This window comes from Martelella mediterranea, from assembly GCF_004342225.1.
Taxonomy (GTDB): Bacteria; Pseudomonadota; Alphaproteobacteria; order Rhizobiales; family Rhizobiaceae; genus Martelella; species Martelella mediterranea_B.
This window is the reverse complement of record NZ_SMAR01000041.1, coordinates 1-21,355: the sequence shown is the minus strand read 5'-3', so window position 1 is coordinate 21,355 and position 21,355 is coordinate 1. Positions and strand designations below refer to the sequence as shown.

Annotated in this window: 22 protein-coding genes; 16 read left to right on the top strand and 6 right to left on the bottom strand. The window is 58.4% G+C overall.

Features of this window, described 5'->3' with window-relative positions; translation table 11 throughout:
* The first annotated feature begins 101 nt into the window (after nucleotides 1-101).
* Both EDC90_RS17970 and uxuA read left to right on the top strand, forming a co-directional pair.
* Nucleotides 102-1,172 carry an L-idonate 5-dehydrogenase gene (locus tag EDC90_RS17970; protein WP_132313929.1) on the top strand — a complete coding sequence of 357 codons (1,071 nt, stop codon included), beginning with the start codon at nucleotides 102-104 and terminating at the stop codon, nucleotides 1,170-1,172.
* Between the two features lie 2 nt (nucleotides 1,173-1,174).
* Nucleotides 1,175-2,422, top strand: a complete 1,248-nt coding sequence (gene uxuA, locus EDC90_RS17965; protein WP_132313928.1) for a mannonate dehydratase — start codon at nucleotides 1,175-1,177, stop codon at nucleotides 2,420-2,422.
* 267 nt (nucleotides 2,423-2,689) lie between these two features.
* On the opposite strand, the gene EDC90_RS17960 is transcribed toward uxuA, so the two are convergent.
* From EDC90_RS17960 to EDC90_RS17950, 3 genes are all read right to left on the bottom strand, one after another.
* Nucleotides 2,690-3,250, bottom strand: coding sequence for a helix-turn-helix domain-containing protein (locus EDC90_RS17960; RefSeq protein WP_165972888.1), 561 nt, complete (start codon nucleotides 3,248-3,250; stop codon nucleotides 2,690-2,692).
* A 16-nt stretch (nucleotides 3,251-3,266) separates the two neighbouring features.
* The gene (locus tag EDC90_RS17955; RefSeq protein WP_132313926.1) at nucleotides 3,267-4,643 is read right to left on the bottom strand and encodes an ABC-F family ATP-binding cassette domain-containing protein; all 1,377 of its coding nucleotides are present in this window, start codon (nucleotides 4,641-4,643) and stop codon (nucleotides 3,267-3,269) included.
* 355 nt (nucleotides 4,644-4,998) lie between these two features.
* Entirely contained in the window at nucleotides 4,999-5,676 is a 678-nt protein-coding gene (locus EDC90_RS17950; protein ID WP_132313925.1) for a DUF1295 domain-containing protein, read from the bottom strand.
* Nucleotides 5,677-5,871: 195 nt separating this feature from the next.
* Here EDC90_RS17950 and EDC90_RS17945 point away from each other — a divergent pair, with 195 nt between their 5' ends.
* From EDC90_RS17945 to EDC90_RS17925, 5 genes are all read left to right on the top strand, one after another.
* Complete coding sequence (locus EDC90_RS17945; RefSeq protein ID WP_132313924.1) at nucleotides 5,872-6,384, top strand: TetR/AcrR family transcriptional regulator; 513 nt, start codon at nucleotides 5,872-5,874, stop codon at nucleotides 6,382-6,384.
* A complete protein-coding gene (locus tag EDC90_RS17940; protein WP_132313923.1) occupies nucleotides 6,377-6,658 on the top strand; it encodes a hypothetical protein in 282 nt (93 codons plus the stop codon). Before EDC90_RS17945 ends, EDC90_RS17940 begins: the two co-directional genes overlap by 8 nt.
* A gap of 175 nt (nucleotides 6,659-6,833) precedes the next feature.
* A complete protein-coding gene (locus EDC90_RS17935; protein WP_132313922.1) occupies nucleotides 6,834-7,640 on the top strand; it encodes an AraC family transcriptional regulator in 807 nt (268 codons plus the stop codon).
* A gap of 66 nt (nucleotides 7,641-7,706) precedes the next feature.
* Nucleotides 7,707-8,108 carry a DUF2000 domain-containing protein gene (locus EDC90_RS17930; RefSeq protein ID WP_132313921.1) on the top strand — a complete coding sequence of 134 codons (402 nt, stop codon included), beginning with the start codon at nucleotides 7,707-7,709 and terminating at the stop codon, nucleotides 8,106-8,108.
* Nucleotides 8,109-8,264: 156 nt separating this feature from the next.
* A complete protein-coding gene (locus tag EDC90_RS17925; protein ID WP_132313920.1) occupies nucleotides 8,265-8,765 on the top strand; it encodes a DUF1566 domain-containing protein in 501 nt (166 codons plus the stop codon).
* A 153-nt stretch (nucleotides 8,766-8,918) separates the two neighbouring features.
* Here EDC90_RS17925 and EDC90_RS17920 read toward each other — a convergent pair whose 3' ends face one another.
* Nucleotides 8,919-10,019 (bottom strand): ABC transporter ATP-binding protein, encoded by a 1,101-nt coding sequence (locus EDC90_RS17920; protein ID WP_132313919.1) that lies wholly within the window; start codon nucleotides 10,017-10,019, stop codon nucleotides 8,919-8,921.
* Between the two features lie 193 nt (nucleotides 10,020-10,212).
* Here EDC90_RS17920 and EDC90_RS17915 point away from each other — a divergent pair, with 193 nt between their 5' ends.
* From EDC90_RS17915 to tkt, 9 genes are all read left to right on the top strand, one after another.
* Entirely contained in the window at nucleotides 10,213-10,941 is a 729-nt protein-coding gene (locus EDC90_RS17915; protein WP_207903955.1) for a GntR family transcriptional regulator, read from the top strand.
* A gap of 4 nt (nucleotides 10,942-10,945) precedes the next feature.
* Entirely contained in the window at nucleotides 10,946-11,968 is a 1,023-nt protein-coding gene (locus tag EDC90_RS17910; RefSeq protein ID WP_132313917.1) for an alpha/beta hydrolase, read from the top strand.
* Between the two features lie 34 nt (nucleotides 11,969-12,002).
* Nucleotides 12,003-13,226 carry an ABC transporter substrate-binding protein gene (locus tag EDC90_RS17905; protein WP_132313916.1) on the top strand — a complete coding sequence of 408 codons (1,224 nt, stop codon included), beginning with the start codon at nucleotides 12,003-12,005 and terminating at the stop codon, nucleotides 13,224-13,226.
* A 137-nt stretch (nucleotides 13,227-13,363) separates the two neighbouring features.
* Entirely contained in the window at nucleotides 13,364-14,275 is a 912-nt protein-coding gene (locus EDC90_RS17900) for a carbohydrate ABC transporter permease (protein ID WP_132313915.1), read from the top strand.
* A complete protein-coding gene (locus tag EDC90_RS17895) occupies nucleotides 14,272-15,105 on the top strand; it encodes a carbohydrate ABC transporter permease (protein WP_132313914.1) in 834 nt (277 codons plus the stop codon). The genes EDC90_RS17900 and EDC90_RS17895 overlap by 4 nt, the downstream gene beginning before the upstream one ends.
* Nucleotides 15,106-15,146: 41 nt before the next feature.
* Nucleotides 15,147-16,037, top strand: coding sequence for a sugar phosphate isomerase/epimerase family protein (locus tag EDC90_RS17890; RefSeq protein WP_132313913.1), 891 nt, complete (start codon nucleotides 15,147-15,149; stop codon nucleotides 16,035-16,037).
* Nucleotides 16,034-17,053 carry a Gfo/Idh/MocA family protein gene (locus EDC90_RS17885; RefSeq protein WP_132313912.1) on the top strand — a complete coding sequence of 340 codons (1,020 nt, stop codon included), beginning with the start codon at nucleotides 16,034-16,036 and terminating at the stop codon, nucleotides 17,051-17,053. Before EDC90_RS17890 ends, EDC90_RS17885 begins: the two co-directional genes overlap by 4 nt.
* 126 nt (nucleotides 17,054-17,179) lie before the next feature.
* Nucleotides 17,180-17,524: a RidA family protein gene (locus EDC90_RS17880; RefSeq protein ID WP_132313911.1), complete on the top strand. Its 345-nt coding sequence runs from the start codon at nucleotides 17,180-17,182 to the stop codon at nucleotides 17,522-17,524.
* 72 nt (nucleotides 17,525-17,596) lie between these two features.
* A complete protein-coding gene (gene tkt / locus EDC90_RS17875) occupies nucleotides 17,597-19,609 on the top strand; it encodes a transketolase (RefSeq protein WP_132313910.1) in 2,013 nt (670 codons plus the stop codon).
* A gap of 163 nt (nucleotides 19,610-19,772) precedes the next feature.
* On the opposite strand, the gene EDC90_RS17870 is transcribed toward tkt, so the two are convergent.
* The gene (locus tag EDC90_RS17870) at nucleotides 19,773-20,759 is read right to left on the bottom strand and encodes a carbohydrate kinase family protein (RefSeq protein WP_245511123.1); all 987 of its coding nucleotides are present in this window, start codon (nucleotides 20,757-20,759) and stop codon (nucleotides 19,773-19,775) included.
* Between the two features lie 21 nt (nucleotides 20,760-20,780).
* Complete coding sequence (locus tag EDC90_RS17865) at nucleotides 20,781-21,200, bottom strand: TOBE domain-containing protein (protein WP_132313909.1); 420 nt, start codon at nucleotides 21,198-21,200, stop codon at nucleotides 20,781-20,783.
* Between the last annotated feature and the right edge of the window lie 155 nt (nucleotides 21,201-21,355).

Sequence of the window (21,355 nt, the reverse complement as noted above, 5' to 3'; positions counted from 1 at the left end):
ACACGTGCTGTCGCGCGTCGTCTCTGGCCAGATACCATCCACTTCTCTCGAAACAGAAGTTGAAAGTTTCTGTCTTGGAAACTGAAAAGGGAGTTTTCATTATGTCTGGAATGCCTGTGAAACAGGCGGATGTCCTGCGTCTTCATGCACAGCAGGATCTGCGGCTTGAAACATGTGAGGCTGCTGCCCCGGGGCTGGGACAGGTCAGGATCGCCATGGAACGCGGCGGCATCTGTGGGTCGGACCTGCATTATTTTGCCCATGGCGGCGTCGGGCAGATCAGGGTCCGCGAGCCTATTATACTGGGCCACGAAGCAGCCGGCCGCATCGAGGCGGTCGGTCAGGGTGTCGATGCGCTCACTCCCGGCACGCTGGTCGCGGTCAATCCCAGCCGCCCCTGTGGGCACTGCCGTTTCTGCCGGTCGGGAATGGAGCGGCATTGCACGGATATGCATTTCATGGGCAGCGCGATGCATCTGCCGCATGAACAGGGCCTCTACCGGTCATACCTCACCGTTGACGCAGCCCAGTGCTTTGCCTTCCCCGAAGGCATTACTGCTGGCGAGGCGGCGTGTTCCGAACCGCTCGCTGTCTGCCTGCACGCGGTTTCACGCGTACCCGCCGGCGTCGACAAGCTCAACGTCCTCGTCACCGGTTGCGGCCCGATCGGTTGCCTGACGATTGCCGCGGCGAAAGCGGCAGGTGCGGCGCACATCGTCGCCACCGATCTGAACGCGGAAGCGCTGGAGGTTGCCCGGAAAATGGGGGCCGATGTCACCATCGATCTCAAGGCCCGGCCCAACGGCGTATCCGAAGAAGGCCCATATGATGTGGCGTTCGAGTGCTCTGCGGCTTCGCAGGCGGTGATTAGCGCCATCGAAGCGCTGGAGCCTTGCGGGGTTCTTGTCGAAGTCGGCGTTGCGGGCGTGATGGAGCTGCCGGTCGGCCGCATGGTTGCCCGAGAAATCGCCTATATCGGCACGCACCGCTTCGACAGCGAATTCGCCGATGCCGTGAATGCGATCGGATCGAGAAAGATCGATGTGCGGCCGATCATCACCGGGACCTATCCGATGAACGAGGCCGACGCGGCCTTCGCCCTTGCGCTGGACAAGAGCAAAAGCTGCAAGGTCCATATTGCACTCAACGAAACAGACGAAAAGCAGGCCTGACAATGCAACAGACATGGCGCTGGTTCGGACCAGCAGACACGGTAACAGTTGAAACGATGATGCAGGCGGGCGTCGAAGGCGTGGTTTCGGCCCTTCATCATATCCCGACGGGCGCGGTATGGAGCCCCGCGGAAATCGCGCTTCGCCAGCAGCAGATTGCAATCATGGCTAACGGGCGTCCGTCGGGACTTGCCTGGAACGTCGTCGAATCGCTCCCTGTTTCGGAAGACATCAAGAAGCAGAAGGGCGCGTGGAGAACGCATATTGAAAACTGGAAGCAATCGATGCGGCATCTGGCTTCCGCCGGCATCGAGGTGATCTGCTACAATTTCATGCCGGTGCTCGACTGGACACGCACGGACCTTGCCTGGGAGCGGCCGAACGGCGCGCGCTGCATGCGGTTCGACCTGATAGACTTCGCCGCATATGACATTCACATCCTCGCACGCCCCGGTGCTGCCGAAAGCTTTCCGGACGATGTGCGCGAAGCCGCTGCCGCCCGATTCGCCCAGATGAGCGAAGCCGACAAGGAGGCGATTGCCGGAAATGTGGTCTTCGGTCTTCCAGGCGCCGCAGAGCGCTTCTCGCTTGAGGATGTCAGGACCCAACTCGGCGAATATGACAATATCAGCGAGGAGACGCTTCAGGGCCACATGATCGACTTCCTCTCAGAGGTCGCGCCGCTCGCCGAAGAACTGGGCGTGCGGCTTTGCTGCCACCCGGACGATCCGCCCTTTCCGCTTCTGGGGCTCCCCAGAATTATGTCGACGGAGGCGCAATACCGCAAAATCCTGGACGCTGTCGAACTGCCGGCAAACGGCGTGACTCTGTGTTCCGGGGCGCTGGGCGCGCGCCCGGACAACGACCCCGCAGCGATCATGAAGGCGCTCGGCGACCGTGTTCACTTCATGCATCTTCGCAATGTCACGATCGAGGGCGAGGCGGTGATGAACTCCTTCTATGAGGATCAGCACCTGAGCGGACACACGGACATGGCCGCACTTGTAGCCGCAGTCGTCGAAGAAGAGCATCGTCGTAAAGCCGCAGGTCGGTCGGACTGGTCCATTCCGATCCGACCCGATCACGGCCAGGACATCCTCGACGATATCGGCCGGCAGGCACAACCGGGATACCCGGCAATCGGCAGGCTTAAAGGTCTGGCGGAACTTCGCGGTCTCTTCGCTGCATTCGAGTGGAGCGAAGAACGGGCCACGGCCGTTCCGAACGCCATAGACAGCGCTCAAGCTTAGGTGGCACGACGCAATTTGGGTTCTCCGGGGTGATTGCGCGGAGAGCCCGAAAAACATCTCATAAAGATTGTCTGGTCGGTCTTTTCGATGTTACCGCGTGGGTCGACGATGGATGACAGACGGTTGGTTTGTCGCTTCTTTTCGGCGGCCTCCGCTATCCGGCAAATCGAAGCACCGTCTCACTATGAAAATATCAAAGCACAGTTAAACGGGAAAACCTTGCGACAAGCCCGGATCGGAAGGGGCGGCATAGCAATCGAATAAAGATCACTCACGCAAGCCGAGAGCGGCATAGAACGCGGCGGCCTGAGCGCGGGAAGTGACCGAAATCTTCGCCAGTATCTCGCTCACATGATAGGCGATGGCGCGTTCGGTCCGTCCGACTATCAGGGCGATTTCGTGGTTGGTTTTTCCTTTTGCGATCCAGCTGAGGATTTCTACCTGCAATCCTGATAAGTGCTTGAAGCCATGAACATTGTACTGGCAGGGCAGGCCCTCTGTGAAGGCCACCATACGTGCGGTTGCCATATTGGTCAGTATCGAAATCGCATGCGCCGTATCAGGCGGGTGAAGAGACTTGTCGATTGTCAGAAGGGTGATTGCGCTGAATTTTCCCGGCGAGGCAAACAACGGCAGAGTTGCGCCGCCTGCGATACCCTGGTGACGTACATATTCGGAATACTCCTGATAGGGCGTGCCATCCCACATGCCGGGTTGCCAGAAAAGAGGAGCTTCGTTTCTTTGAAGATGTGACTGTCTGCCGTCGGTTTCTGCTGACCGGATTTTTGTCTCATCGTCACTTCCTTTGCGTGCGCTATGATGAGCCAAAATCCTCCTTTATCCGTTAAACCAAATCTGTCTCAAAGGCGTTGAGACGGGACACAATATCCAGATGGTTGGTCGGTTCATCAAGCAAGTAGAAGTTTGGGTTCTTGAGACGCAAAATCAACATCGCCAATCGTACTTTCTGTCCGCCAGACAAAGCTGCGATCTTGGCATCCTGCATCTGAATGTTTACCCCAGCCCCCGCCAGAACGCGGCGTGCGTTTTGATCACCAATATCAATTTGTCCGGTTACCGCCGTCATGGGGGTGTCTTGGTCTGAAAGCTGGCTTAGATTCTGATCGGAATAAGCCGGTACAACTGACGGCGCGCATTTGACCGGCCCGTCGTGTCCAGCCAGAGCGTCCTGGATCATGTTGATCAGCCGTGTCTTTCCAGTGCCGTTGGCCCCTAAAAGCACGATGCGGTCACCGGGAAGGATCCATTTTCGTCCGGTTTTGTACAGGAGTTGGTGATCCGGAGTTTGAACCGGTACGTCATCTAATGTTACCAGCGCCTTGGCATGGGTACCGCTGTTTGTCAGTTTGATGTCACCGGCGCTGTAGTCTTGATGGGCAGGCCTGGCGGCGTCTTCGATTTTTTCGGCGCGGGCTTTGAGTTGCTTCGTCTTTGTGACCAGCAGGTCAGAGCCTGAGTTGATGCCGATGTTCTTCAGCTTTGCAGCCTGCTTGCGCAACTGTTGTGCTTTGTTCAGGTCATTCGCGAAGCGCCTCTGGTCCGCCGCGTCGGCCTCATCAAGTGCGCCGCGCGCTTGTGTGTAAGGCAGCGTAAACGCACGCGAGCGATCGGTACGCAGGAACAACGTTCTGTTGGTTGTGGCGTCCAAGAATGCCCGATCGTGAGACGTAATCACAACTGGCAAATCCCGCGGTAGATGCGATAGCCAGTCCTGCAACAGGCCGATACGATTCAGGTCCAAATGGTTGGTTGGCTCATCCAGCAACAAAATATCGGGCGCTGTGATCCAGGCCGCCGCGAGAAGCGCCGTGCGCTGCCAGCCGCCGCTTAACTGTTTCAACGGAAGTTTTTGCAGCTCATAGGGGATACTCAGGTCCCCGAGAACAACATCTACGCGCCAGCTTTCATATTCGGCCTGCTCGGTAGGGAGCGCGCTCAAAACCCAGTCGTAGAGGGTATGGGAGTACGCTTGTTCCGGAACGTATTGCGCCACATATCCAACCCGCAAACCACGTGCTCGGACTATGGTTCCATTCGTGGGTTCAGACACGCCGGACAAACAATCCAGAAGCGATGTTTTTCCTCGTCCATTTGCAGCGACCAGCCCGATGCGGTCGCCTTTGGATATGGTCAGGTTCAGGTTTTCGAAAAGGGGCTCGCCCAGGACAACGCTCAAATCGTTGATGTTCATAACAGTCATTGGAAACTCAGGTCATAGATCAAGGTGCCGCAGAGCGGCTTTAGGCAGACCGAATGAGAGGTTGTGCCTCAGGCCCGCCCTGTAAACGAATTTACAGGGCCAAACGGGGACCATGCTGAAGTTGGCGGATGATACGCATGTTCAGCTTGTGCCCTCCTGTTGTAGATGTGATGATCAAACATACCCAGAAAATATAGCCCGTATCGGCAAGGGCTTCGCAAAAAAGGCAGAGGCTGGTCACTTTGCAGAAGAATAGCAGTTATGCCTCGAAGTGCGATTTCGCCGCGGCATTGTCAAACGGCTGCTTTGATGCGGCGAATGCTTTGGTCAGTCTGCCTGACTGTTGCCGCGGCATTCAATAGAGGAACGGGACAAATTTCGCGGTTTTTGCGGCGTATGTTTCGAAGTCTTTGCCATAGCGCTTTGCCAGATACGCATCCAGCGCAGGAATGTGAAACCAGACAAAACTTGCGATGATAAAGAGCGGAACCGGCCATGCGAAGAAGGATGCGGAAAGGATTGCCCATCCGCAAAACAGCACGCTGTCGCCGAAATAGTTGATGTGCATGGAATACGCGAACAGACCTTCTGTGTAGCATTTGCCTTTGGACGTGGGTTTCTTTTTCCAGTGCCAGCGCTGGAGTTCGGATCCACTGTTCAGGAACGAACCGATGATGACCATGGCAATACCGATCCAGTCCAGCCAGCGAAACGGCGTTGCGGTGCCAGAAAGAGCGCCTGCCCCAAGCAGGAGAAAGCCGATTTCAAACACAGCCATAAAGACGCTCAGCCCTAAAACCTCGGACATTTCCACGCGGCGTTTGAGCAGGACAAACAACGTCAGAACGTGCCGCAGAAAATAGAGAAGGGCACACCCTGCCAGCACTTTGGCCCTGAGGGGATCTGCCCAGTCAAAGCGGCCAAAGGCCAACCAGATGCAAATGATCACCAAACCGGCATGAATCGCGGAAAATGCAAGCTTCGGTCCGAGACTCTGGCCGTGATTGCGGTCGACGCCACTGGATGTTGCCATGGGAAAGCTCCTTAATAGGGTTTGAAGACCATAAGCCTTGGCGTGACCAGAGACATGAGCAGAGCGGCGACGCCGATGGGGCAGCTCTTGGGCTGAGAAAGAGATCAGGCTTTTTTAGACCACTTGGACTTTTTAAGCCAATAGACAGGCGCCAGATTTCGTGTCAATGTTTTTTCGACCATATGGACTATAAAAATGCCGAAGATCGTCAACCACGACGCCCACAAGGATGAAATCGCACAGCGCGCGGCCTCCTACTTTTCAGAGCACGGCTACTCCGGCGTGGGCATGCGCGGTGTCGCGCAATATCTGGGCATGTCAAAGAGCGCCCTCTATCACTACTTTCCGAACAAAGAGGCGTTGTTTCTGGCCTGCACCAAACAGGTGATCCGCCAGTTTCCGGAGCCGAGCGGCAATAACGCAGAGGGAGAAGCGGCTCAGCTTCAGGAACTGATGGATTCCATGAAGCCGGACTTTGGCCCGGAGATGGCGCTTGTTTTTGACTACCTGCGCAGCAAAAAACCAGACGAGATTGCGGAGGATCCGGCGATGCAGGAAACGATGGCATATTTTCTGGACGCGGTCACGCGTATTGTCGGAAAAGAGCGGGCACCGGAAACGCTGGCGCAGATCATCGGGACTCTGCTGCTGCACTACTTCTCCGGTGGACGCTGGAAAGCAGATATTTCAGGTTTGCGCATTGACTGAACCACTTGGATTGCCGACGATGTTCGATGCCACAGGTCTCGCCGCGGTCAAAATGCCTGTGCTGCTCATCCGGCCGGAGGATGACGCCTATATGGCGTCCGGTGCGAACGCGCTAGCACTGGTCGAAAACCTGCCTTTCCGACCGCAGGACGATGTCGTGCCGGTGCGGCATTTCATTTTCGTAGACCCATGCCCTGAAACGATCGCGGCGGAGGCTGCTCTGATCTGCAGCGACGAACCCGGTGTTGACCGGGATCGGTGCATCGGGAAATGACGGCCGAAATCACCAGTTTCCTGCAAAAGAATCTATGAAAGACTGCCAAGCGATAGGCCCGACCGCAACGCGGCCCGGACAAGCGATTTGCTGAAAGCCGGCCTTCAGCGGAATGCATCCTTCTACGCAACAGACATCTTTCCCTGTCAGTCCCACCGGCGCTATACCAAGCCTCATGCAACGCAATCGTTATCATCATCTTGAATGGCTTTATGGCATTGATTTTTTCGAAGCGGCCTTCAGCACCCAGACGTTTAGCCGGCATGCACATGAAGGCTTTGCGATTGGCGCAATTGCCGAAGGTGCGGGCGGATATCTTTGCCGCGGGGAAAGCATGGTGCTGCCTGCCGGTTCGCTCTCGCTGATGAATCCGGAGGAGGCCCATACCGGCCACGCCGCCGCCGAGCGGGTACGCTATAACATGCTATACGCGTCCGAGGCGGCGGTGCGCGCCGTTCTGGGCGTTCGCACCTTGCGCGGCTTTGCCGAGATCGCGCCGCGTGATCGCGATTACAAGCTGTCGCAGGCTCTGGTCCGGCTCGCCGAATGCCTCAACAGCGCACAGATGGCCGATCATCGCCTCGCCGTGGAAGAGGCAGTTCATGCAGTTCTGGCAACGGCCTTTGCTCTTTACGGACGCGCCGTGCTGCGCCAACCGGGCAACGAACCCGCCGCGATCCGCACAATGCTTGGTTTTATCGAGGATGGCCTTGTCGCTGGCGAGGCGCTGAGCCTCACCGACATGGCGGCAGCCGTTGGCCTGAACCCGTCTTATCTTATTCGCAGCACCGTTCGCGCTACCGGTCTGACGCCGCGCGGTCATGTGTTGCGCGCCCGGCTGAACCATGCCCGCCGTCTGCTGCTTGATGGCGCACCCGCGGCCGAGGCTGCGATCGCTGCAGGGTTTTACGATCAGGCCCATCTGATCCGCCATTTCCGCCGCCATTATGGCGTCACGCCCGGCGCGCTCATCCGGCACTGAAAAGTCAATTTTATCCAAGACCGGGCCCGGACGGCATGCGATGGGGTGGCGCGAAAGGATACCGCCATGTCGATAAAACCCGTGATTATTCTGGATGAAGCTTTGCCAACCGGCCTCAAGGCTAATTTTTCGGCCGTTATGGCCATGAGCCTTGGAAAGCTGCGCCCGGACCTCGTCGGTGCGGATACCCCGACGCAGGATGCCATCGCCCTTGCCGGGATCACCACCGTTGCATTGCCGGTTCTCGGTGCGCCCGCCGCAGACCTGCCGGCTTTGTTCGACAAGGCGGCCGATCTGCCGATAAGGCTGGCCTATATGCGTGCGGCCTTCGAGGCGCGCGATTATGACGACTATACGGCCCGGATCGCCGCTGAACCTCTCGACGCGCAGATCCCGCAGGCACTGCTCTTGGCCGGGTCACGCAAGGCGGTGGACCGGATCTGCGGCCGCCTTCCGCTGCTGCGCTGACATGCGAGCCTCAAAACGGTTTGCACAATTTGCAGCACAAAACGCGAAATTTCTGAAAGCCTGAAAAGTGTGCGCTGAGTTCCGCCACAAACCGCATATACGGGATCGGCTCCGATCATCTGTCGTCTCAATCAAAGTCAGCCCAAGGAAAACCGCATGCGATCCAGTGTCCTGCCGACCCTCTTTTTGTCCCTCCTTCTTCCCGTCGGGGCACACGCAGCCTGCATCACGCCGGATGGCACCGGCTTTTTGTTGCAGGGGGGTGAGGCGACGAGCCGCGAACACGGATTGACCTGGAAAAGATGCGCGGTCGGCATGCAATGGGATGCCGGAGCCCAGACCTGTTCGGGCGAAGCACGCAATCTCGGGTTGAACGAGGCCATTGATTACGCGAAGACGCAAGGCGACGGCTGGCGCGTTCCGACCGGGCAGGAACTGGAAACCCTGACCCTCGACACCTGCGACGGCCCGAAGATCGACGGGGTTGCCTTTCCCAATATCGCGGCGACCGACTACGGCGAAGGCGCGCAGTTCTGGACATCCTCGGAAGCGATGCCCGACATGTTCTATTTCTTCGACTTTACCAACGGCTTTGTCGATATGCACAGCCAGGGCTTCCACCTTTCAGTATTGCTCGTGAAGGACGCTGCGCGCTGAGGTGCCTTCAAACGCGCCAAAGCAAAGCCGGTTCGTCTGATTCAGCCGTCGGACGGGTCAGAAAACCGCACTGAGCCAGTATGATTTCTTGATATGGCGAGGTGATGTCTGACTTCCCGCTTGCAGGCGGGAAGTCGCCTCTTGTCGTCCACTTCACACTGCGGCCACGAGCGGCATGGCCGATATGTCGAGGCGGTCACCGCTTTTGGTGTCGAAGAAGTGGATCTTGTCGGCATCCGCGGTGAAATGCAGGATCTGGCCCGGCTGATAGGACGGATCGGGCGCAAGGCGCGCGGTGATTTCCGTATCACCGAGCAGGCAGATCGCGTGGGTGTCCGATCCGAGCGGCTCGAGAACATCGGTCCGGGCGGAAAACAAGGCGTCTTCCTGCGTGCAGGGTATCAGATGCTCCGGACGAATGCCGATGTCAATTTTGGCGCCGTTCAGCGCTGTGGCGCCGGTCACCGGAAGTATGAATTCGCCGAAGCGAAGCTCGGGCCTGCCGGCATCCGTTACAAGGTGGCTTTCGATGATGTTCATCTTCGGTGAGCCGATAAACTCCCCGACAAAACGGCTGATCGGGCGCTCATAAACACTGACCGGTTTGCCCTGCTGCATGATAACACCATCTTTCAGAATGACGATGTGGTCGGCAAGCGTCATTGCCTCCACCTGATCGTGGGTGACGTAAATGGTTGTGGTCTTCAGCAGGGTGTGGAGGCGCTTGATCTGGGTGCGCATGTCGACGCGCAGCTTGGCATCGAGGTTGGAAAGCGGTTCATCGAACAGGTAGACCTGCGGGCGGCGTACAATGGCGCGCCCCATGGCCACGCGCTGGCGCTGGCCGCCGGAAAGCTGGCCCGGCTTGCGCTCCAGAAGCGGGGTAATTTGCAAAATATCCGCTGCTTCCTGTACCTGTCTTGAGATCTCGGCCTTGGCGACGCCGCGCATCTTCAATCCGAAACCGATATTTTCGGCAATCGACATGTGCGGATAGAGCGCATAATCCTGGAACACCATGGCAATGTCGCGTTCGCGTGGCTCGAGGTCATTGACGACCCTGCCGTCGATCTTCAGCTTGCCACCGGAGATCTCCTCCAGTCCGGCGACCATACGAAGAAGGGTCGATTTACCACAGCCGGACGGGCCGACAAACGTCACAAAAGATCCGTCCTCAATAGATAGGTCGATACCTTTAATTGCACGAAACGCGCCGTAATTCTTGATCAGTTTCTCAAGCTCTATGCTTGCCATCAGTGCCTCCCGGATGACCGGGCCTTATGCTGTTTACCCGGAATTCCAATTAAATTCATACTGTTGTTCGGTCGTCACCGGTCATCAGGCTTGCGGTGGCTGGTGGCGAACCTGACGAAAAAATCGTCTTGCCAAGCTCCGTTGGTATCGCTATATTATCGATAACGTTATCGATATGCAAGCAGCGGAATGAATGATGGCGATTGAAAATTTCGGAAAATCGCAGGGTGCCCCTGGGGGTAATGCCTCCACAACGAACGCCCGGCGCGCCGGGCGGCGCAGTCGCACAGTTTATGAAGACCTGCAGCGCGATATCATGCTCGGCGACATTCCGCCGCTCTCGGCCGTATTGGAAATGGATATTGCCGAGCGCTTTGGCTGCAGTCAGAGTACCGCCCGTGAGGCGCTTATAGCCCTTGATCACGACGGTCTGGTTGAGCGGTTGCCCCATCGCGGCACATTCGTCGCCGATTCCAGGGCCGACGATGCGCGTGAAATGATCATGGTTCGCCGTGAGATCGAATGCCGCGGCGTGCCGCGCATCATGCAGCGCTATGGCTCGCTTTTGCGCAATAACCTACTGGAAATCATCATGTCGATGGTGCGTGCAGCGCGCGGTGGCGATGCTTATCTGCTTTCCCAGCTTGACCGCGATTTCCATCTGAAACTTTATGAGGCGGCGAACCTGCCATCGGTCCAGCCAATCCTCAGGCGGTGCCTTATTCACAACCACCGCTTTAAAATCCTGAATTCGAAGGAGCGAAGAGACCTGGTTGAAACCGCCGAGCGGCATGAGGCTATCGTCGAAACGCTCAACAGTGGCGATGTGAATGAGGCAGTCGCAGCACTCTCTCATCACATCACAACAATCGTCGAGTTCGGTCCGAGTATTCTGCCGGAAGACATTCCCCAAAGGAGATGAGGAGATGACGGGGGGAGCGACATGGGGGGAAGCGGACAAAGGCGTTTTCGAGGCGCAAGATGGAGACCTGTGCCTGTTGCCGGAAATGGTGGCCATTCTGGCGCGGCTTGCCGCCGAGGATGCCGATGCCGGTGACCCAACGCTGATGACCCCGGAAGAGGGCAGGGCGCAGGCCGAGCGGGCCAATGTGCGCTGGAACCGCGAAATGCCGGCGCTCTTTTCTGAAACGGCATTCGAGGTCGCGGGTTCTGCCGGTAGTGCCATCGCCTGTCGCCTCATGACGCCTTCGGCCGATGCCGATGGCCTGATTGTCTTCGTGCATGGCGGCGGCTGGGCCTTCTGCAGCATGGCAACGCATGAGCATGCCGCGCGCGTGCTGGCGATTGCAGCAAATGCCCATGTTCTTACCTTCGATTATCGTCTTGCGCCGGAACATCCCTATCCTGCCGGGCTTGATGATTGCGCGGCCATCTGGAACGCTGTGCTTGAAGGGCAGGGGGCGCTCGCCGGCATCACTGGTCCGCGCGCGCTTGCCGGAGACAGCGCGGGTGCCAATCTGGCGCTTGCCCTGATGCTGCGCCAGATCGCCGAAGGCGACGTGCTGCCGGATACGGGCCTTCTGTTTTATGGTGTTTATGATGATGATTTTCAGTCGCGTTCCTATATCGACTGTGCTGAAGGGCCCGGTCTCACGCGCGCGAAAATGATGCGCTACTGGGACTTCTACACCCCCGACAAATCCCTTCGCAAAAGTCCGTTCATCTCGCCGCTCAAGGCCAATGATGCGGCGCTTTTGAAATTGCCGCCGCTTTATCTGAACGCCGCAGCAATCGATCCCTTGCGGTCAGATACGGCAAGGCTGGCCGGCCGGCTCAGCGCTCTCGGTCGACGCGACCAATACACTCTTTATCCCGGAGTTGTGCATGGCTTCATGCAGATGAACCCCGTTCTCGCCGAAGCCCGGACGGCGGCAGAGGAGGCGGCAAGCGCCTTCTTGGAAGTTGCGGGCAAAATGAAAACCACTTGAGCCGCCCAAAAAGCGGCACAAAGCGGAGGAGAAAATGAGGAAACTACTGACGATTGCGGCGCTCTCGGCGTCGGTCATCGCGTATGGTGCTGCGGCAAATGCCGATGACACCGTGCGCTTCTGGTATCATTTCGACAATGCGGACAATCCGATGTCCGATCTGATTGCCAAGTTCGAAGAGAAAAATCCCGGCATTAAGATCGAAGCCGAGAACGTGCCGTGGAACAGCTATTACGACAATCTTTACACCTCGATTATCGCCGGAAACGCGCCGGATGCTGCGATGGTGAAGCTTTATGCGCAGCCGCGCCTTGTCGAAATGGGTGCTCTGGTGCCGATTGATGACTATCTTGCCAGCTGGGAGGGCAAGGACGATCTGCAGGCCGACCTGATCAACCTGACCAAGGGGCCTGACGGTAATCAGTATTACCTGCCGGTTCAGTATGTGGTGCTTTATCTCTACTACCGCGCGGATATGCTTGCAGAACTCGGTATGGAGGTGCCGAAGACCTGCGAGGAATTCCGTGAGGCGGCAAAGGCGCTCACTCAGGACACCGATGGGGACGGCAATCCCGACATTTACGGCTTCGGATTCCGCGGCGCCAAGGGTGGCCAGGAGCACTGGGGTTCGCTGGTGCTGTCACGCGACGGCGTCAGCCTTGACGAAAAGGGCGGCTTGACCAACGCCACCGCAATCGAAGGCACGCAATGGGTGGTTGACCTGTTCCAGAAAGACCACGTCTTCCCGCCGTCTGCCCCCAATGACGGGTTCAAGGAGGTGACCGGTGCACTGAAGGCCGGCAAGACCGCCATGACCATCCACCACATCGGCTCGGCCAATGACATGGTTGCCGCGCTCGGCGACAAGATCTCCGCGACCACCGTGCCGGAATGCGGTGGGGGCCACTGGACGACGTTTGGCGATGAATCGACAGCGATCTTCTCCAGCGCGGAAAACAAGGATGCCGCCTGGAAATGGATTTCCTTCCTGTCGACGACCGGCAACAACAAGGAATTCAACGAGGCGACCGGCCAGCTGCCTGTCACCAAGTCGGACTCGGCCAACTGGACGCTGCATCCCAAGCGCTTCGTCGATGCAACAGTTGCCTCGCTGCCCTTCGCGGTGACGCTGCCGAACACGCCGGAGACCTCGGACTTCGTCAATACGGTCTGGCCCGTCAACATGCAGCGCGCGCTCACCGGCGAAATCACGGCCGAGAAGATGAACCAGAACATTGAGGAGCTCTTCAATCCGTAAGAGCCGTGTGCAAACCGTCCGGCCCGCAATGACGGGTCGGGCTCCTCTCATCCGTATCACCTTCGAGACTGACCTTTTTGCCGGCCCCTGAGGTGTTGGAGCGATAAGGACGCCGGATCAACCGGTGAAATCGAACCATGACCATGACTGCCCCCGAACTGCCGGCGGGGCGCGTGGCGCTTGCCAAGCGCGTCTTGCCCTATGCCCTGTTATCACCTGCTGTGCTGGTGACGCTGGCGATTGTTTTCTTCCCGATGATCCAGGCGGCCTGGATGAGCCTGCACGATTATGTGCTGTGGAAACCCAATGCGATAACCTTTGTCGGCCTGAAGAACTTCTTCGCGGCCTTTCAGGATGAAGTCTTCTGGATTTCCCTGAAGCACACCGTAATCTGGATCGGCATCACCATTCCCGCCCAGATGCTGCTTGGCCTGGCAACGGCCATGCTCTTGAACCAGGAGTTTTTCTGGCGGCCTCTGGCGCGCGCGCTGATCATCATTCCATGGGCGCTGCCGAGCGTCGTTATTGGCCTTATGTGGGTGTGGATCTATGACAGCAATTACGGTGTGCTGAACGATTTTCTGCTCAGGGCAGACATCATCAAGCAGTCGATCCCATGGCTCGCCGATCCTGATACCGCGCTTTACGCCATCATCCTGACGCTGACCTGGCAGGGATTTCCCTTCTTCGCGGTGATGATCCTCGCCGGCCTTCAGTCGATCCCGAAGAGCTATTACGAGGCGGCTTCCATCGACGGCGCCAGCAAGTTCCGCCAGTTCTGGCACATCACGCTGCCCGGCATCTCCGGCGTGCTCGTGACTGCGGTTCTCTTGAGAACCATCTGGGTCGCAAACTCGATTGACGTCATCTACGTCATGACCGGCGGCGGCCCCGGATATTCCACTTATACGCTGCCGCTTTATGCCTTCATCAAGGCCCGCACCAATCTCGATTTCGGCTATGGTTCCGCACTCGCCGTGCTGTTCACGATCATGCTTCTGGGTCTTGTCATCGTTTATCTGCGCAAGGTCGGAGGTGACAACAAATGATCGCCGGAAAGAAGTCCAGAACCCGAACCTTCCTGTTCGTTGAAGTGCCGATGGTGCTGATCCTGTTGTTCACGCTGGGACCGTATCTGTGGATGCTGCTGACCTCGCTGACCTCAGAAAACAGGCTGTTTACCGAAGGTCCGAGCATTATTGGCGCCACCTTCGAGAATTATATCCGCCTGTTCAAGACGGTCGGCTTTCTCAACAACATGATCGCATCGCTGATCGTTGCCGTCGGTACGGTGATTGTCGGCCTGTCGCTCAGCGTTACCGCCGCCTATGCCTTTTCGCGGTTTTCCTTCCGCGGCAAGAAATATCTGATGATCCAGTTCCTGATCATCAACATGTTCCCGATCGTTCTGCTGATCCTGCCGCTCTTCGTTCTGATGCGCGTGCTTGGCCTTCTGGATACGCATCTGGCGCTGATCATCGCCAACTCTACGGTCGCCATTCCGTTCTCAACATGGATGATGACGAGCTATATCAACGGCATCCCGAAATCGCTGGACGAAGCCGCCATGACCGATGGCTGCACCCGGATGGGCGCGCTGCGTCGCGTCGTGCTGCCCTTGTGTACGCCCGGCATCGTTGCCACCGGCATCTATATCTTCATCACCTCGTGGAACGAGTACCTCTATGCCCTCACACTCGGCGGTCAGAATGTGCGCACCATCACGGTCGCCATCCAGACGCTGATCGGCGAATACGAGGTGCAGTGGGGCTTGCTGACGGCGGGCGGCATTGTCGGTGCCTTGCCGGCGACGGTGCTGTTCCTGATCGTCCAGAAACGTCTCATCAGCGGCATGACCCAGGGCGCGGTCAAGGGCTGATGATCATCAACCGAAACGAACAAAGAGAAAGAAAGCAAAACGTGACTAACCCGATCGGTATCATATCGATGCAGTTTGCCCGGCCCTTCGGCCGGGAGCACATGCACCTCTTCGAGCACATCAGAACGCTCGGCTTCGACCTTGTCGAACTGCTCGTGCCCGAGCGCGAGGATGGTCTTGACCTCAAGGCGCTCAGGGCAGCGCTGGATGAGGCCGGACTTGGCGTGGCGCTGGCCGCCCGCGTCAATCTGCAGCGCTCGATATCCGATGCCGACCGGGGCATTCGTGAAGGGGGCATGGGCTATCTTCGTTATTGCCTTGAGGTCGCCCATGCGCTTGGCGCAACAAGCGTCGGCGGCCCGCTTTACGGCGCGCCCATGGTTTTCGCCGGTCGCGCGCCAACCCCTGTCGCTGAAGAGGAGATGAAAGCCCGCGCTGCGCGGGTCATCGACGGCCTTGGCGTTCTGGCGCCCGAAGCCCAGGCGGCTGGAACAAAGCTCGCGCTTGAGCCGCTCAACCGCTACGAGACCGACGTCATTTCGCTGGTCTCGCAGGCCGTCACCGTGGTCGATGCGGTCAACCACCCCGCCCTTGGCGTGCTCTTCGATACCTTCCACGCCAATATCGAGGAAAAGTCCATTCCCGATGCGATCCGGCTTGCCGGCGAGCGCATCGTCTATTTCCAGGCAAATGAAAACAATCGCGGCTATCCGGGCACTGGCCATATCGACTGGCATGGCACGATGCAGGCGCTTGCCGATGTCGGTTACACGGGCCCGATCACGCTGGAGCCGTTCCGCAGGGATGATGACGAACGCATCGGCCTGCCGATTGCCCAGTGGCGCGCCCCACACGAAGACGAGAGTGAGCAGCTAAAATCGGCCATCGCCTTTGTCCGTGATCTCATCGCGAAGACGGGAGGCCGGGCATGACGCTGAATATCGGCTGGATCGGCTGCGGCCGTCACGCAACCCATATGCTCATGCCGCAGCTCGGCCGCAACGACATGCATATCGCCGCAGTCTGCGATCTCAACCGCGAAGCCGCCGCCTCTGCCGCCTGGCAATACGGGGCCGAGGCGGTCTACAGCGATTACCAGGAGTTGATCGCGCACAAGGGGCTTGATGCCATCTGCATGGCCGTCGGGCCGGACCTGCACCGTGTTGCGGCCATCGCAGCGCTTGAGAAGGGGCTTCCGGTGTTCCTCGAAAAGCCACCGGCACGCGATACTGATGGTGCGCTTGAAATTGCTGCTGTTGCTGAGAAGGCCAAGAAGCCAGTGATTGTCGGCTTTATGAAGCGTTACTCAACGGGCAACCGGATTGCGGGTAACATTCTGCGTGAAGAAAGCTTTGGCAAGGTGCTCGGCATCACCGGCTCCTATATGTCCGGGCCTGCCTATTTCGCTGGCGTTGCGGACTATTCCAGCTTCTATCTGCATCACTGCGTCCACTATATGGATCTGATCCCGTGGTTTGCCGGCTCTGCCTTTGACGACATGGCTGTACGCACGGTCGAAACCGCGCCCGGCCATCTGCTGCTCCACCTCAATTTCACCTGCGAAAACAGCGCGATCGGCACGATTGTCATGGGCACGGTCCAGTCACGCGGCACGCCGACCGAAGACATCACGATCATGGGCGACCACCGTCGCATCGAGATCGAGAACGTCATCAATGTCCGCTATTTCCGTGATCCGCCCTTTAAGGCCGAGGACCCGGAAGCATCAATGTCCGGCGGCGTCGATACGTTGAGCTGGACACCGAATTTCACTGCCGCCGCCAATGAGGACCACAAGGGCTATGCCGCCCTGATGGCCGATGCGGCCAAAGCATTCCGGGGCGAGGACAACACCGCCCCCGATATCACCGATGGAGTGAGTGCCATGGCGTCGCTTGAACGCCTGACCGCCCTTATCGACGAAGATCTCAGGAGACGCCGGAAATGACGAACTGAGGAGACACCATGCCGGCGGCAGGCGCGCAAACCGCGCTTTTGCCGGAAGACGAAAACGGGGCTTGCCGCGCCCTTCCACAAGCATTGCGGCAAGCCCCTCACAAGGAAAGGAAACACCGTGACAAACAGATATCTTCCAACCCCTGTCCTGCACCGTGTCGTCGAAAAAGACGGATTGGTCTTTGTCGGTGGCACCGCATGCGACGACACAAGTCTCGATATTGCCGGACAGACACGCCAGACCATCGCCAAGCTCGAAACCTATCTTGAGGCTGCGGGCTCCGACAAGTCCAAACTGCTGTTCGCGACGATCTATCTCTCCGATCTCAGCCTGAAACCCGGCATGAGCGATGTCTGGGCCGAATGGATCCCGGCTGAAAGCCTGCCGGCGCGCGCCACCATCTGCCCCGGCGACCTTGGCCCGGGCGTGCTGATCGAAGTTACGCTCATCGCTTACAAGTAATGATCCGGGAAGCCTTGAGTCCGCGCTCCAAAGCGCCCCCTCACGCTTTCCCCAGCCTTTCGAGACAAGAAAATGCTGAACAAATCTCCCGCCACCGCCTCGTCCACCGAGCTTGCAAACACCATCCGCGTTCTGTCCATGGATGCCGTGCAGAAGGCCGTTTCCGGCCATCCCGGCATGCCGATGGGCATGGCCGAAATCGCCGTTGCGCTGTGGACCCGCCACCTGAAGCACAACCCGAAAAATCCCGATTGGTATGATCGCGACCGCTTCGTGCTGTCGAACGGTCACGGCTCGATGCTGCTCTACAGCCTGCTTCACCTGACGGGCTACGACCTGTCGATGGACGATATCCGCAATTTCCGGCAATTGCATTCTAAGACGCCCGGCCATCCCGAACATGACGTGACGCCCGGTATCGAAACCACGACCGGCCCACTCGGCCAGGGCATTGCCAATGCCGTCGGCATGGCCGTTGCCGAAAAGATTCTGGCAGCCACATTCAATAAACCCGGCCACAGAATTGTCGACCACAACACCTTCGCCTTTCTTGGTGACGGCTGCCTGATGGAAGGCGTTTCGCACGAAGCCTGCTCGCTCGCCGGCACGCTTGGCCTCGGCAAGCTCATCGCGCTTTACGACGACAATGGCATTTCCATCGACGGCCATGTCAGCGGCTGGTTCACCGATGACACGCCGAAGCGTTTTGAAGCCTATGGCTGGCAGGTGATCCGCAATGTGGATGGTCACGATGTCGATGCCGTCGATGCCGCGATTGCGGAAGCCAAGAAGAACACGAACCAGCCGACGCTGATCTGCTGCAAGACCACGATAGGCAAGGGCTCTCCGACCTATGCCGGGGATGCCCATTGCCACGGCAATGTGCTTGGTGACGCTGAAATCGCTCGCGTGCGTGAAGCGCTCGGCTGGGCGCTGCCACCCTTCGAAGTGCCCGCCAATGTTTACGAAACCTTCAATGCCGAAGAGGTAGGCAAGGAAGCCGAAAGCGCCTGGGACGAGGCCTTTGCGGCCTATGAAAAGGCCTATCCGGCTGAGGCTTTAGAGTTCAAGCGCCGCATGAGCGGTGAACTGCCGGCCGATTTCGATGCCGAAATGGGCGCCTTTATCGCTTCTACCGAAGGGCTGACGGACACGATCCCGATGCGCAAGGCGAGCCAGAACGTGCTGCAGATGCTGGGCGACGAACTGCCTGAACTGGTCGGGCTTTCCGCCGATCTTGCCGGTTCCTGCCTTTCCATCTGGGACAAGATCGAGCCGGTGACGGCGGAAACGGGCGGCAATTACATCTATTGCGGCGTGCGCGAATTCGGCCTCGGCGCGATGATGAACGGCATCTTCCTGCATGGCGGCTTCCGGCCCTTTGGCGGCGGTTATGTGGTCTTTTCCGACTATCAGCGCAATGCCATCCGCATGGCGGCCCTGATGAAGCTCGGCGTTGTCTATGCGCTGTCGCATGACTCGATTGCCGTCGGTGAAGATGGCCCGACCCACCAGCCGATCGAACATCTCGGTTCGCTGCGCCTGATGCCGAACCTCGATGTCTGGCGTCCGGCCGATGCCGTGGAAGCCGCAATCGCCTGGGAAACGGCGCTGAAACACACCGGCACCCCGACGCTGATGTCGCTCAGCCGCCAGGTTCTGCCGCCGCTTTCCCGCTCGGCCTCGCAGGCCGGAGCCATCCGCCGGGGCGGCTATGTTCTGGCCGAAGCCGAAGGCGCACCGGCTGCGGTCATCATCGCCACGGGCGCCGAAACCCGCCAGGCGCTTGATGCAAGGGAAGCGCTCGCCAAGGAAGGCATTCAGGTCCGCGTCGTATCTATGCCGTCGACCTTCGTCTTCGACAGCCAGGACACAGCCTATAAGGCCGAGGTTCTGCCAGCCGGTATCCCGCGCGTTTCTGTGGAAGCGGCCGGAACCGAATACTGGCGCAAATATGTCGGCCTTGAGGGCGGCTGCGTCGGCATCGACACCTTTGGCGAATCCGCTCCCCCGCCGGTCCTGTTCGAACTCTTCGGCATCACTGCCGAAGGCGTCGCCAGTACCGTCAAATCGGTGATCGGCTAGTCGCGAGGGCCTGTCATCGAAGAGCGCCGCCTGCCGACATGGGCGGGCGGCGCTTTGAAACATGGTTGGGATAATCACGCAGCACACCTTGAATAGTCTCAACCGTATATCTGTCCCCTTTTATTTTTCAGCGGGCATTAAGTCTTAAACGAATGCTTGATCGTCACCGATGTCTTCGATTCCGTGTCACTTCAGCCTGAATAGCAAGCTCGTGCCACCATGGCGGATCGGCGCCCAACCGCGATACCGTTACGGCTGCTGCGCGGATACCAAGATTCATCGCATAGGCAAGCTCGTCTGCAGTCATGGCCTTTAGAGCTGTCTTTGATGTCATGCCGATTTTCGAAAGGCCGGTCAGAAAGCCGGCGTTGAACGTGTCGCCCGCGCCGACCGTATCGACGATGGTGACGTCCTGTGCCGGCAGGCTGACGCAAACGGCCCCGTTCGAAATGGCATCGGCCCCTTTGGCGCCGCGCGTTATCAGAACGATCGTGGGGCCTTCGGCCTCCAGCGTCTTCCAATTCGCTTCCTCGGAGTTCAGATCGGGATATAGCCAGTCAATGTCGTCGTCGGATACCTTCACGATGTCGGCAATCGATATCAGCCGTTTGAGACGCTTGCGATATGTGGCCTCATTCTTGATGAAATTGGGCCGGATATTCAAATCGACCATGACGATGCACTGCCCGGCATGCCGTTCGGCAAATGCCACCAATGTGTCGGCGCAGGGTTCAGTGGCCAGGCTGATCCCGCCCAGAAAAAGCGTCGTGACGCCCGCGGGCAGGCTGGCGGGCAGATCGACTGGCAGCAGCATGCGACTTGCCGTATTCTCGTCGAAAAATGCATAGGTCGCATTGCCATCGAGTAGCTGGATAAAGGCCAATGTCGTTGGCAGGGCGCGCACGGGCGCGTAAGACGTCCTGACATGGCTCTGGCGAAGGGCGGCACGCAACTGTCCTCCGAAAATATCCTCCGACAAGCCCGATAGCAATTCCACCTCGGCGCCCAGACGCCCCAAGGCGACAGCCGTATTGAACACGGCTCCGCCCGGACACGCCGTAAAGCAGGGTCGTCCGGAAGCATGCGTTTCCGGAAGGAAATCAATCAGCGCTTCACCGCAACACAGGATCATGTTTTGTGCCTCTCGCATATCTCCCGCCAACCTTTTGCGTTATGCAGCAGGGAAGAAGTGTTCCTTGTTTGGCCGCGGCGAAAGCCCCACCTCCGTTCCGGGGAGCGCGTCGAGCTCGCCTTCCGTTCGCGCGACGAAAAGACCGGCGCCTTCAACCTGGATATGCGCAATGATTTCAGCGCCCAGCCTTTCGATATGCCGCACTTTTCCGTTCCAGCGGCCCTGACCGGGCGCGACGATCGCCAGATGTTCCGGTCGAATGCCGTAATAGCCGGTATCGGCCATGCCGAGATCGGGGCCCCTGAACAGGTTCATTTTCGGTGAGCCGATAAAGCCGGCCACGAAAGTCGTTCGGGGCGTGTTGTAGAGGTCCATGGGCGCGCCGACCTGCTCGATGTCTGACGTCAGCGCCGGTGGGACAGATTTAAGGATTTGAATAAGGGAGGATTTCTGGTTCATCTTATCAATTAGGAGATCGAGATGACGAAGAAACCACAGACATCGAAAGACGCCGCCGACAAGGTGGTTAAGAATATCCGCCGCAAGACCCGCCAGACCTATTCGGCGGAAGAGAAAATCCGCATTGTATTGTCAGGCCTGCGTGGCGAGGAAAG